This window comes from Ureibacillus thermosphaericus (genome assembly GCF_012396605.1).
GTDB lineage: Bacteria > Bacillota > Bacilli > Bacillales_A > Planococcaceae > Ureibacillus > Ureibacillus thermosphaericus.
In genome coordinates this window covers 17,508-30,664 of sequence record NZ_JAAXPW010000021.1, presented here as the reverse complement: position 1 = coordinate 30,664, position 13,157 = coordinate 17,508, and the positions used below count along the sequence as shown (strand labels likewise).

Annotated in this window: 10 protein-coding genes and 1 riboswitch; of the genes, 6 read left to right on the top strand and 4 right to left on the bottom strand. The window is 35.3% G+C overall.

Features of this window, described 5'->3' with window-relative positions:
• Window positions 1–6: 6 nt before the first annotated feature.
• A complete protein-coding gene (locus HF990_RS09415) occupies window positions 7–1,458 on the bottom strand; it encodes a hypothetical protein (RefSeq protein WP_016837594.1) in 1,452 nt (483 codons plus the stop codon).
• 254 nt (window positions 1,459–1,712) lie between these two features.
• On the opposite strand from HF990_RS09415, the gene HF990_RS09410 reads away from it, so the two are divergent.
• Window positions 1,713–2,642, top strand: a complete 930-nt coding sequence (locus HF990_RS09410) for an AEC family transporter (RefSeq protein ID WP_016837595.1) — start codon at window positions 1,713–1,715, stop codon at window positions 2,640–2,642.
• A gap of 190 nt (window positions 2,643–2,832) precedes the next feature.
• Here the strand turns inward: HF990_RS09410 and HF990_RS09405 are convergent, their stop codons facing one another.
• A complete protein-coding gene (locus tag HF990_RS09405) occupies window positions 2,833–4,335 on the bottom strand; it encodes a catalase (RefSeq protein WP_016837596.1) in 1,503 nt (500 codons plus the stop codon).
• A gap of 362 nt (window positions 4,336–4,697) precedes the next feature.
• Between HF990_RS09405 and HF990_RS09400 the strand changes: the two genes are divergently transcribed.
• Window positions 4,698–6,542 carry an SLC13 family permease gene (locus HF990_RS09400; RefSeq protein ID WP_168412479.1) on the top strand — a complete coding sequence of 615 codons (1,845 nt, stop codon included), beginning with the start codon at window positions 4,698–4,700 and terminating at the stop codon, window positions 6,540–6,542.
• 38 nt (window positions 6,543–6,580) lie between these two features.
• On the opposite strand, the gene HF990_RS09395 is transcribed toward HF990_RS09400, so the two are convergent.
• On the bottom strand, window positions 6,581–7,135 hold the full coding sequence (locus tag HF990_RS09395; protein ID WP_168412478.1) for a restriction endonuclease: 555 nt from the start codon (window positions 7,133–7,135) through the stop codon (window positions 6,581–6,583).
• Between the two features lie 71 nt (window positions 7,136–7,206).
• Window positions 7,207–8,406 carry a CynX/NimT family MFS transporter gene (locus HF990_RS09390; RefSeq protein ID WP_168412477.1) on the bottom strand — a complete coding sequence of 400 codons (1,200 nt, stop codon included), beginning with the start codon at window positions 8,404–8,406 and terminating at the stop codon, window positions 7,207–7,209.
• Between the two features lie 198 nt (window positions 8,407–8,604).
• Here HF990_RS09390 and HF990_RS09385 point away from each other — a divergent pair, with 198 nt between their 5' ends.
• From HF990_RS09385 to HF990_RS09370, 4 genes are all read left to right on the top strand, one after another.
• Window positions 8,605–10,050 (top strand): amino acid permease, encoded by a 1,446-nt coding sequence (locus HF990_RS09385; RefSeq protein ID WP_168412476.1) that lies wholly within the window; start codon window positions 8,605–8,607, stop codon window positions 10,048–10,050.
• 124 nt (window positions 10,051–10,174) lie between these two features.
• Window positions 10,175–10,867, top strand: a complete 693-nt coding sequence (locus HF990_RS09380) for a hypothetical protein (protein WP_168412475.1) — start codon at window positions 10,175–10,177, stop codon at window positions 10,865–10,867.
• A 145-nt stretch (window positions 10,868–11,012) separates the two neighbouring features.
• Window positions 11,013–11,114: riboswitch (purine riboswitch) on the top strand.
• 121 nt (window positions 11,115–11,235) lie between these two features.
• The gene (locus HF990_RS09375) at window positions 11,236–11,808 is read left to right on the top strand and encodes a xanthine phosphoribosyltransferase (protein ID WP_016837602.1); all 573 of its coding nucleotides are present in this window, start codon (window positions 11,236–11,238) and stop codon (window positions 11,806–11,808) included.
• Window positions 11,809–11,845: 37 nt separating this feature from the next.
• Window positions 11,846–13,144, top strand: coding sequence for a nucleobase:cation symporter-2 family protein (locus tag HF990_RS09370; RefSeq protein WP_016837603.1), 1,299 nt, complete (start codon window positions 11,846–11,848; stop codon window positions 13,142–13,144).
• Window positions 13,145–13,157 lie beyond the last annotated feature (13 nt).

Genomic DNA, 13,157 nt, shown 5'->3' with positions numbered 1-13,157 from the left:
GGACGTTTATTTTTGTACAAAACCGGAAACGAAATTACGCAAATCCTCAAAATCTTCTTGTAGTATTAAGTATTTTATATAGATGTTGATTAATTGTTCAAACAGTTCAAATTGTTCTGTGGCGAAAAGAGCTTTCAACAAATTGCAAACATGTTGGGATGTCATTTTAGCAATAGGATAGAAAGGACTTTCAATCTCTTTATATTGTTTTAGCCATTTTTCGATAGATTGTAATACGTGCTGAGGCGAATGATCAACGATGTAAGCAATATCCCGTTGCACAGTTGCTTCAATTTTAAGCAATAAATCTTTATCGAAGACTTTTGCATTTAAAAAATCATAGATGCTTGTACATGAAGCGATTTCATACTCTTTCATCAATTGTAGCACATCGAAATATTGTTCGTTTTTTACAAGAGCATCAATGACAATAAAAAATACTTGTTCTAGGTAATTTTTATCGTATCGTTTTACTAACGATTGTGGCTCCGGTTTTAAGTTAGGTAATATTTCTCCATATTCTATTAATAATTCGATGGAATGATTAATTAAACGATCATTCATGATTAAATATTTTCCATGAGCAATGGTTTTTTCCGTATCAAAATGCTTTGCTCCATCAATTGCTAAAATATACGATAGTAAAGTTTGTTCTTTCTCGGTCAGTGCCCATTCTCCAGATTTCCACGTTCTAATTACATCCGATATCAATTTATTGATTTTTTTATAGTGCCGTTTTCCTCCCATAAAATGAAGGGAGATATTTAATAAATGAAACTCTTTTAACAAATAGGAACGTGGATTTTTATAATCAATCTTTTGAATGAATTTATTCATTGTTGTGACCACTTGATTTTTCGTTTGAAAAGATTGAATTAATTGCTTAAATTGATTCATTAAATCAAGGGGATTTTGAATCGTATGTAATGGTGTTTGTAAGAAAATTGAATAAATTTTTTTGGCATACAAATAACGCCAAAAGTCAGGTTTCTGATTATATAGTATATGTATGAAATATTTTCTCCCTATTTTATATAAATGAATTTCATTCAATTTAGTAATTGATTTTGAATAATTCGACTTTTTCCCAAAAACTAATTCAATAAAATGTGAAAAGTTAAAAACATTTTTCATGAGTGCATGCTCGAATATTAATTTTTTGCTAGTTGGAGATGAGAAAAATGCGTCGAGTTTCTTTTCAACGTTTTGCAGTTCTATATTCGATAAACGAAACATTTCTTGTGTAAATAAGTCCATTTTTCCCCAGCTGTTTTTAACGGTACTATAAATAACGTTTGTTGCTTCTGTTTTATTGAAAAGAATCTGTTTAAGAGGGATCACGTTGCCAAATATTTTTTCGTCAATTTCATAACTACTAAGCTGTTCAATCGCTTCTTCAAAAGGTATACCTATCTGACCTTTCGTCTTTTGAAAGAGCAGTTCGTCAAATTTGAGCATGCTGCCTCTCCTCCTAAATCACTTAAGATGAATATACCAAAGATTAGAAATAAAAAAAATGCAAAAAAGATTTACCTTTTAGCTAGTTTTGTTTGCTATTCATGTTGAAATAGCCATCATATTGCATGTATCACTGAAAACCAATTGGTGAAGAATCAATCTCTTAGTAAGACTAGCAACTCGAAGAATACGATACATTTAGTATAATGTAATATTGAATGAAGCCACCCATCTAAACTAAGCGAGGTCGCAAAATGTACTACTTATCAATGATTTTTTTCCAAATTGTTGCACCGATTCTTGTATTGCTTGTAGTAGGTGCATTGTTACAGAAGAAATTTCAATTTAACTTAAAAGCATTGTCTCAGCTCGTTACATACTGTTTTATGCCAGCAGCAGTCTTTGTCAATATATATGAAACGACAATTGACATGTCGGTACTTGCACAAGTAGCAATATTTATTGTTTTGTTTATTGGAAGTCAAATGCTGATTAGCCATTACATAGCCAAACTATTAGGTCTTAATCGTTTAGAATCGGCTGTCTTCAAAAATAGTGTTGTGCTCATCAACTCTGGGAACTATGGTATACCTGTTGCACAAATGGTTTTTGCTACTCAACCGATTGGGGTTGCCATTCAAGTAATTCTCGTTATTTTCCAAAATATGACCACGTATACTTACGGCTTGTACAATTTAATTTCTGCGACAAAATCAGGGTTGGAAATTTTAAAGGGCTTTTTGAAAATGCCGATTGTTCATGCATTAATCATTGGGATTATTTTAAATATCGCAGATTTTGAAATTCCCCAAACTTTTCGCATTCCATTGGATCATGTTGCGGAAGGATTTATTGCAGTTGCTTTAATTACGTTAGGGGCTCAATTATCCCAGATTGAAATACGCACAATTATTAACAAAACGATTATTACAAGCTGCTTTACGCGACTAATACTAGGCCCAGCAATTGCACTACTAATCATTTATCTACTTGGAATCGATGGGGTCGTTGCAAAATCTCTATTTATTGCAAGCGCATTTCCTACATCCCGCAACAGCTCAAGTCTAGCTTTAGAATATGATGTGGAATCCAATACTGCCGCACAAACGGTTTTATTCTCTACGATTGTAAGTTGCTTTACGGTAACAATCGTGATATATCTATCCAACATTTTTTTTGGATAAAAAGAAAGCTTAATAAAAGGTCTTAACTACCCCAAAGTGTTAAATCAATTTCAGGATTTCAGGATAGTGATGACAAAAATAAATCCTACCTTGCCGATGATGGTAAGGTAGGATTTTTTATCAATGATTAGTAGATTGATAGATTCATTTGTAAGCGATTTGAAATAGGTTATTTGAACAGTATAATTAATTATTTTTTGACAGAATCTTTATATGGATTTGTTAAATCCATTCCATCTAATGATAAACCAAGTGCTTTTGCAACGCCTTCACCATAAGCAGGGTCTGCTAAGTAGCAGTGTAAAATATGGCGGCGTTTAATATGTTCTTCTACTCCTTCCATAGCGCGAGCCGTATTTTCAAAGAGTCGTTGTTGTTCTTCTGCAGTCATGATGCGGAACAGTTTTCCAGGTTGTTCGAAATAGTTATTGTCATCTTCGCGGAAATCATAAATATCTGCATCTCCCTCAAGAGCTAAAGGTGGCTCTTTCAATTCAGGATGATGTTGCCATTCGCCGTAGCTGTTTGGTTCGTAGCTCAGCGTGCTTCCTAAGTTGCCATCAAAGCGCATTGCACCATCGCGGTGGAATGTGCGGAATGGACATTTTGGAGCGTTAATAGGAAGTAAATAATGGTTTACTCCTAAACGGTAACGTTGTGCATCCGCGTATGCAAAAATACGAGCTTGTAACATGCGGTCTGGTGAATAACCGATACCAGGTACGATGTTTGATGGTGAGAATGCAGCTTGTTCTACATCTGCAAAGTAGTTATCTGGATTTCGATTTAATTCGATTTCACCAACTGGAATGAGAGGGAAATCTTTTTTGTACCATACTTTTGTTAAGTCGAATGGATTGTAAGGCATTTCTTTTGCTTGTTCTTCAGTCATTACTTGGATGTACATTTTCCATTTTGGATAGTCACCATTTTCAATTGCATTGTAAAGGTCGCGTTGATGAGATTCACGGTCTTTACCGATTAATTCAGCTGCTTCTTGATCTGTTAAGTTTTTAATCCCTTGTTGTGTTATGAAATGGAATTTAACCCAAACTCGTTCGTTATCTTCATTAATAAAGCTGTAAGTATGAGAACCGAATCCATGCATGTTGCGGTAGCTTGCAGGGATTCCGCGGTCGGACATTGTAATTGTCACTTGGTGTAATGATTCAGGAAGCAGTGTCCAGAAATCCCAATTGCTATTAGCATTGTGCATATTTGTACGAGGATCGCGTTTTACTACGTGGTTTAAATCGATGAAGTGCAATGGATCGCGGAAAAAGAATACAGGTGTGTTATTACCAACTAAGTCCCAGTTTCCTTCTTCAGTATAGAATTTGATTGCGAAACCGCGGATATCGCGCTCTGCATCAGCTGCACCACGTTCACCAGCAACTGTAGAGAAGCGAATGAATAATGGGGTTTTTTTCCCAACTTGTGAGAACATTTTTGCTTTCGTGTATTTTGTAATGTCATGCGTTACTGTAAATGTACCATGTGCCCCTGAACCTTTTGCGTGCATACGGCGTTCTGGAATTACTTCACGGTTGAAGTTCGCAAGTTTTTCAATTAACCAAACATCTTGTAATAAGACAGGTCCACGTTTGCCTGCTGTCATAGAATCGTGGTTGTTCACAACGGGTGCACCATTTGCTTTTGTAAAGAGTTGGCGTTTATCGTTAATATTAGTCATATCATTGTACCTCCTAAATTGTTCTTCGCTTATGTATTAACTATAACAAATCTAAATAAAAATTTCTACTAAATTAGAATAATTATTTTTAGAAATAATTTATAAAGAGGTAAATATTCTAATCTGAATTGAATTCCTTCAATTACTTGAATGTAACAAAACATAGTAAAAAAGTGAAAGAGAAAAAATGAAGCTAAAAATGGTTGTATTGATTCTATACATGACAAAATAATTGATAATGAATAAATCTAAATGAAAAATTATTGTGTTCCAGTGAAAAAAGATATTTATTGCAGTACAATGAACTATTGTGTGGTTGATTCAATATAAAAATGTACGGTATGTGATTAAGGAGTATTCTTATGCAATTGATAATTACCTTTACCCTTTTAGTAGTAACAATATTCCTGTTTATATTAAATCGTTTTCGGGGAGATTTAATTGCTATCATGGCGCTACTTGCGTTTGTCACTTTGGGAATCCTTACACCACAAGAGGCGTTGGAAGGGTTTTCTAATTCAGTTGTCATCATGATTGCGGGGTTATTTATAATCGGAACAGGATTAATGCGAACTGGATTAAGTGGTATGGCAGGAAGATTGTTATTGAAGTGGTCTGGAAATAGTGAATTAAAATTGTTTGTATTACTTCTTCTCATTGTTGCGGTTGTCGGTGCTTTTATGAGTAATACAGGTACGGTGGCATTAATGATGCCGATTGTAGTAAGTATTGCATTAAGTATTCAAGTAAGTCCATCTAAGTATTTATTGCCACTATCTTATATGGCCAGCATGTCCGGCCTAATGACGCTCATTGCATCACCTCCAAACTTGATTGTTAGCCAGACTCTTGTGGATTATGGATTTGACAAGTTGGGTTTTTTCGCCATTACACCAATTGGGATGATTGCAGCGGTAGTGGTGATCCTTTATTTAGTATTCGTGCGAAATAAGCTGCTACCAAATAAAAACAAAGGAATTAGTTCAAATAACGCTTATCAGTTGTCTCCGGAGAAGATTGTAGAAGAGTATCATCTAAACGATAAATTATTTAAAGTTTACGTTCCAATGAATTCAAAAATTGTAGGGAAGAGCCTTGCTGAATTGAAATTGCCTTCGACATTCAATGTATATGTGATGAAAATACTGAAACATACAGAAGGACCAAAAGTATTTTCCTATCCTCATCAAATGGTAGCAGGGCCTAGATCTATTATCCATGCTCGAGATGTATTATATGTTCAAGGGGAGCAAGAAGATGTATATCACTTTGTAAAAGATTGTGGTTTGGTAGTTCGTGAATTTGATCGAGAGGAATCGAATGAATTAGTTTCAAAAGATATTGGTGTAGCGGAAGTATTATTAACTCCACATTCAAGACTGATTGGAAAAAAAGTTGGTGAAATTGGATTTAGGGAAAAATACGATGTAAATATAATTGGAATTAATCGAAAAGGAGAATATTTCACAGAGAACATTGCTTCTCAAAGGCTTCGTTTTGGTGATGCAATTTTAGTTCAAGGAACTTGGGATGCGATTGAATTTTTATCCAAGGAAACGCAAGATGTAGTAGTAGTTGGACAACCAAAAGAAATGGCTGGACACATTGCAGCAACAGGAAAAGCCAAAATAGCAGCTGCCATTTTACTCTTTATGGTTGCATTAATGGTTTTTGAAGTGTTCGATGCGGTAATTTGTGTATTAATTGGAGCAGTGTTAATGATTATTACTGGTTGTTTACGGAATGTAGATGATGCTTATGATCAAATGAATTTTGAGAGTATCGTATTAGTAGCGGCAATGTTACCGATGGCGACAGCGTTAGAAAAAACCGGTGGAATGACGCTGTTAGCAGATGGCATTATACATGTATTAGGTGGTTTTGGCTCTTTTGGTGTATTAGTAGGGGTTTATCTACTGACCATTGTATTCGGACAATTTATTAGTAATACTGCTACTGCTGTTTTGTTTGCTCCAATTGCAATGAATGCCGCTTTGACGATGGATGCAAACCCATATACATTTATGATTGCAGTTGCCGCTGCAAGTGGAATGGCTTTTGCGACACCAATTGCTTCACCAACGAATTCATTAGTGTTAACTGTGGGAGGCTATACATTTACGGATTTTTTAAAAATCGGAATACCGTTACAATTGATTATGCTTATTGTGATGATGTTTGTTATTCCTTTTATATTTCCATTATAAGAAAAGGAGTGCGTCATCAAGAAGATGATGCACTCTCTTTATTTTGAATCTAAAATGATTTCAATCAATTCATCGCGATCGATTAAATATACATCGTTTGATTCTGCTAATTTTTGTGCTTGTTTTGTATAATAACTGTTTGTAATAACCCAAGCTTCTGTTGCATCGTACATTTTTAAAGCACCGATTACTTCTTGGACTGCTTTTACACCTACACTTCCGGAATATCTTTTTGCCTGAACGGCAATCGTATTTTCTCGGTCCTGTAAAATGAGGTCAGCGCCATAATCACCAGAGGTCTTTGTATACGTTACCTTAAAGCCACGTTTTTTAAAAAGCATGCCTAAAAACTCTTCAAATTCTTCGCCTGTCATTTCATCTATTTGCTTAATACCGGCTTTTCGAAGGCGAAAAAAGCCTCTTGTTTTCCACCATAATTTTATAAGGAAAGCAGTGAATAAAAAAATTCCTAATGAAATCAGTGTACCTTTCCAAGTTCTTGTAAAGTACCACCCGATGCAACCTACGAATATAAGCAGAAGCCTAAACAATGCACGAGTAAATCGATTTTTCTTTTTAGTTCTCTTTGCCAACAGTCTTAACCCCTTACTGCAATTCTCAACCTATATAGTATCATAAAAAAGGGTACGTATGTTTGTGTTTGTTAAATATAACGTTTTTTTGAACTGATGAAGGAAAATATAAATAAAATTATAGAAGTTGCAATAAACAGAATATTCGGCACTGTCCAGCTACCTGTTATTTCTTGAATGAATCCGAACAAAACGGGGCCAACTGCAGCAATTAAATAACCAAAAGACTGAGCAAATCCAGAAATTTCAGATGCTTCATAAGCGTTTCTGGTACGCAATGTAAAAAGCATTAAAACAAGCCCAAAGGAAGCACCTGCCGCAAGTCCTAAAAGCATCATCCAGATGAGTATGGCATCTGTCCATTGGAATAATAGACCACTAAAACCGATGAGATAGCATAGAGTAAAGAAATAGACAATTGGCTGCTGAGATGATAATTTTTCAGCTAGTATTGGAACAAAAAATGTCATGGGCATTTGTGAGAGCTGAAAAACAGATGCCATTAAACCAGCTTTATCTAAACTGAAACCTTGTGATACTAAGATTTCTGGTATCCAAGCAGTGGAGCAGTAAAACAATAAAGACTGCATTCCCATCGCAATTGCAATTGCCCATGCGAGAGGGGATTTCCAAATTCTGTTCCCCAATTTGGCCTCTTTTTCTGTTTTGCCTTGTTCAACGTGCTCACTGCGCAGAATGGGAATCCAAGCAATCATTGTAAGCAAACCGAAAATAACAGTACATCCAAGAGCACCTTGCCACCCAGCATGTTCCGCAATAGGTTGGCTAAAAGCGAGAGATGCTGCGGCGGAGATGTTCATTGATACAGTATATATTCCCATTAACAATCCGACATGATATGGATATTTTGCTTTAAAAAAACTCGGGAACAATACATTTCCAAAAGAAATAGCAACACCTATTAATATCGTACCGATAATAAGTAAGGGGATATTTCCGGCTGATCTCAAAATAATTCCGATTGTTAAAAGAATCAATGAGTAGAACAAGGTATATTCCATGCTTAATTTACGTGAAATCTTTGGTGCGAAGGGAGAAACAATAGCAAAAGCAAGAAGCGGAATCGTCGTTAAAAATCCTGCTAAAGTATTGGAAATGCGTAAATCCTCTCGAATATAGGAGATGATAGACCCAACTCCCGTTATCGGAGTTCTTACGGTCGTAGCAAAAAAGATGATGGCTATGAAAAAAATAAAGGTTGCAAAAGTAAAATGGAGTTTATTAACAGAACTTTCTTGTTCTATCTTCATAAAAAAGACCTCCAATAATTCAAAATAACCAAAATAGTGTTATATTAATAAAGTGCCTTCTTGAACGGATACAAGAATAATAATACCTTTCAATTGTAAATTTTGGTAGGAGAATGCTTTTTCAATAATAACTAAAAAATTTTTTTCAAAAGGAAATAATGTAAGAATAGAGGAAATGGAGTTAAAAGGAGATATATCATGGGAAAAGAGATTGAAAATGATAGACAACTGAGACGAGGATTGAAAAGTAGGCATATTACAATGATTAGTTTAGGAGGAACCATTGGAACAGGGTTGTTTCTAGCCAGTGGAGCATCCGTTGCCCAAGCAGGGCCAGGGGGAGCTTTAGTAGCGTATGCCTTAATCGGGTTCATGGTTTATTTTTTAATGACAAGTTTAGGGGAAATGGCTGCCTACATGCCTTCTTCAGGTTCATTTAGTACATATGCAACAAAATTTGTGGATCCTGCCTTTGGATTTGCAATGGGGTGGAACTACTGGTACAACTGGGCAATTACAATTGCTGCAGAAATTTCAGCTGTAAATTTAATTATGAAATTCTGGTTCCCTAATAGTTCATCAGCTTTGTGGACAATCCTTTTCATTGTAGTCGTATTAACTTTTAACATATTATCAGTCAATATGTATGGCGAAAGTGAATATTGGTTTGCCATGATTAAAGTAGCCACAGTGATCATCTTTATTATTACTTCCTTCTTAATGATTTTTGGCATTATTGGTGGAGAGCCAGTCGGTTTAACAAATTTCTTTATAGATGAGGCTCCGTTTAATGGTGGTTTTCTAGCGATATTCGGAATCTTTTTAGCTGCGGGATTTTCTTTCCAAGGAACAGAATTGTTAGGAATTACAGCTGGAGAGACTGAAGATCCTGGGAAAAATATACCGAAAGCTGTACGTTCGGTATTTTGGCGTATATTACTATTCTATATATTAGCCATTCTTGCAATTGGATTATTAATTCCTTATACAGACCCACGACTATTATCAGAAGATGTAGCGGTATCACCATTTACTTTAGTATTCGATAAATTAGGGATTGCCTTTGCTGCTTCTGTGATGAATGCCATCATTTTAACTGCTATGCTTTCAGCTGGGAATTCAGGTTTATATGCTTCTTCACGTATGTTATGGCAATTGGCTGTAGACGGAAAAGCTCCGAAGATTTTTGCCAAACTAAATCGTCGAGGTGTACCAATTTATGCCTTACTTGCAACTCTTGCAGTAGGTTGTTTAGCCTTTCTATCTTCCTTCTTTGGGGATGGAATAGTTTATATGTGGCTATTAAATGCATCTGGGTTATCAGGTTTTATTGCTTGGGTTGGTATTGCCATTAGCCATTATCGATTCCGAAAAGCATATATTAAACAAGGAAGAGACTTAAATGATTTACCTTACAAATCACCTTTATATCCATTTGGGTCACTGTTTGCATTAACTTTATGTTTAATCGTCATTATTGGGCAAAATTATACGGCTTTTATCGGAACAATCGATTTGTATGGAATTGCGGTTTCGTACATCGGAATTCCTTTGTTTATCATCTTTTGGTTAGGGTATAAGATTAAACACAAAACAAAATTGATTCCGCTTGAGGAATGTAATTTAGATGTAGAGAAAAAGTAAGCCAACAACAAAAGGATATATAAGAGGCTAAATCTGTTGTTATAATGGGAAAAATGGAAAGTTTTAAGGGTTTTTCTGTCTAATCAAGTGAAAAAGATCAAAAGACTGGTAAAGGATGAGTAAAATGACGGTCTCCGTGGGTTTTTTCAGAAAAATATACGAATGGGTTGTGGATGGGCATTCTGACGATATTCAATATCGGCCATTTCAAGTGGATGGGAACCCTTATAAATCGAGAGTATTTTTAGTCGGTTTATATCCGGAATCACTAGCTTATTTTGATTTAAATGATATAAAAATGTATGCTGATTCACTCGTTGATGGAGAATTGTTTGAACAATTAAACGGACTTGAAATCATTGCAGCTTCTCGGGAATATAAAGGTAGCTTGAATTTTGCACAATGGATGAAAAAAGAATTTAATGAAAACGTTGTTTTGACGAATGTAAATTGTCTTCTTGCAAAGGATTATAAACAGTTTAAGCAAATGAAAAAAGAAAATCATTTACTATATCTCTCGGGAAAACAGTTGTTTGAAAAAGTGCTGAATGAATTTTCACCAGAAATTATCATCATTCAAGGTTCTAAAGCGTTTGATGAATTTCGAGAAATTTATCAAGAACGTTTGATTCATAAAGTAGAAACGTTTGAGACAGGTACTGTACAAGAACTTGAAAAATTAGGAGTTATTGCAGAATATCCCCTCGAAAACGGTGAGAATGTCAAAGTTATTGCATGCCGTAATATGTCTTACTTTGGCAAAGAAGGAGCAGCGTTTGGAACTGTAAAAGAAGTAATTGGCCGCCTATTGAAATAGTTTTTTGTGATAGTTTAGAAAAAACAGAAAATGCGAACAATTCATCTGCTCATTAGTTGAAATTTCACCGATTTCCGAATAATACATGTGTTTTTTTAAAGAAATATCTTGCATTCGACATATGACGTGTTTATAATAATAAACATTCAAAAATAAATACCACACTCATATAATCGCGGGAATATGGCTCGCAAGTTTCTACCGACTTACCGTAAATAAGTCGACTATGAGGGGATTGTCTAGATTTGTCGGATGTTAGTACATATGCACAAGTCTATGTGCTTTCGATATACTCGAAAGGCTTATTCCTCATAGGAAAGGTCTTTCGAGTTTTTTTATTAAAGGAATGATGAAAGGGCGAATTTTTAATGGATCTGTTAAAAGAAAAAATAGCTCAAGAAGGGAAAGTGCTTTCGGACACTGTGCTAAAAGTGGATTCTTTTTTGAATCATCAAATTGATCCGCTTTTAATGAGAGAAATTGGCGAAGAATTTGCGAATCGATTTAAGGATGAAGTGATTACAAAAATTTTAACAATTGAATCTTCCGGTATCGCACCTGCGACGATGTTAGGTTTGACTATTGGTGCAGAGGTAGTATTTGCACGCAAGAAAAAATCATTAACTTTATCTGGAAATTTATATACTTCGCAAGTTTACTCATTTACAAAACAAGAAACAAACGAAATATCCGTTTCAAAAGACTTTTTATCCCCAGACGATAATGTGTTAATCATCGATGATTTTTTAGCAAATGGTGAGGCGGTAAAAGGATTATTGGATATAGCTAAACAAGCAGGGTGTAAGATCGTTGGAGTTGGCATTGTGATTGAAAAAGGATTCCAAAATGGTGGGAAAGTGTTGCGAGAACAAGGTATTCGTGTAGAGTCTTTAGCCATTATCAAATCTTTAAAAAATAACACAATCGAGTTTGCTGAATAATTGATTGTTTAATTATTTCGAGGAGGAACATGATTTCATGACGAATGGAAAAGCAATTACCCTAGGTATACAGCATTTATTAGCGATGTATGCTGGAGCTATTTTAGTACCGTTAATTATTGGGAGTTCATTAGGGTTTGATGAGCAGCAGCTAACGTATTTAGTGGCAATTGATATTATGATGTGTGGCGTCGCTACCTTGTTACAGGTAATGAGGGGGAAAGCTTTCGGAATTGGTTTGCCTGTCGTATTAGGATGTACATTTACTGCGGTATTTCCGATTATTTCAATTGGCCAGAGTAAAGGTATCGGTGCGATTTATGGAGCTATTATTGCTTCTGGATTTATTATTATTCTCATATCAGGAGTATTCGGAAAGTTAGTAAAATTTTTCCCTCCTGTTGTGACAGGTTCTGTTGTTACAATTATCGCAATTTCATTAGTTCCAGTTGCCATGAATAACATGGGCGGAGGACAGGGAGCACCAGATTTTGCTTCGGCTTCCAACCTCACATTAGCGTTAGTTACTCTCATAATGATCTTATTGATTTATAGATTTACAACAGGCTTTATTCGTTCCATCTCCATATTATTAGGCTTAGTGTTCGGAACAATTATAGGTATTTTTATGGGGAAAGTTGATTTTTCGCCTGTATTAGAAGCAGGATGGTTCCATATGGTACAACCATTTTATTTTGGAACGCCAACCTTCGACTTGGCTTCAATCCTTACAATGACGCTTGTTGCGATGGTTTCGTTAGTAGAATCGAGTGGTGTCTATTTTGCATTAGGTGATATTGAGAAAAAGTCAATTTCAGCAAGTGATTTGGCACGCGGCTATCGATCAGAAGGATTGGCTTCAATCATTGGTGGAATCTTTAATGCATTTCCATATACAACGTTTTCACAAAATGTTGGATTAATTAAAATGACAGGGGTAAAAGATCGAAAAGTCATCATTATTACTGGGGTAATGCTCGTTGCTTTAGGCTTTTTACCAAAAATCGCAGCACTAACAACAATTATTCCAACAGCTGTACTAGGTGGAGCTATGCTTGCAATGTTTGGAATGGTATTGACGCAAGGTATTACAATGCTTGCACCTGAAATTTTGAAATCACCAGAAAACACGATGATTGTCGCAATTTCTGTAGCCCTTGGTGCAGGTGTTGCATTTGTACCAAATATTTTTGAAGTATTGCCAGGTAGTCTATCCATTTTAACGTCTAATGGAATTGTTTGCGGTTCATTATCAGCGATTATGTTAAACATCATATTTAATATGATTGGTCCAAAAAAAGTAGATTCCATGTATGCAACAACAGCAGAAGAGTAATATAAAAGAAATA

Coding starts and splice junctions, on each gene's coding strand:
- HF990_RS09405 (WP_016837596.1), bottom strand. CDS start 4,335: ATGACTAATATTAACGATAAACGCCAACTCTTTACAAAAGCAAATGGT.
- HF990_RS09370 (WP_016837603.1), top strand. CDS start 11,846: ATGACGAATGGAAAAGCAATTACCCTAGGTATACAGCATTTATTAGCG.
- HF990_RS09385 (WP_168412476.1), top strand. CDS start 8,605: ATGGGAAAAGAGATTGAAAATGATAGACAACTGAGACGAGGATTGAAA.
- HF990_RS09380 (WP_168412475.1), top strand. CDS start 10,175: ATGACGGTCTCCGTGGGTTTTTTCAGAAAAATATACGAATGGGTTGTG.
- HF990_RS09375 (WP_016837602.1), top strand. CDS start 11,236: ATGGATCTGTTAAAAGAAAAAATAGCTCAAGAAGGGAAAGTGCTTTCG.
- HF990_RS09400 (WP_168412479.1), top strand. CDS start 4,698: ATGCAATTGATAATTACCTTTACCCTTTTAGTAGTAACAATATTCCTG.
- HF990_RS09415 (WP_016837594.1), bottom strand. CDS start 1,458: ATGCTCAAATTTGACGAACTGCTCTTTCAAAAGACGAAAGGTCAGATA.
- HF990_RS09410 (WP_016837595.1), top strand. CDS start 1,713: ATGTACTACTTATCAATGATTTTTTTCCAAATTGTTGCACCGATTCTT.
- HF990_RS09390 (WP_168412477.1), bottom strand. CDS start 8,406: ATGAAGATAGAACAAGAAAGTTCTGTTAATAAACTCCATTTTACTTTT.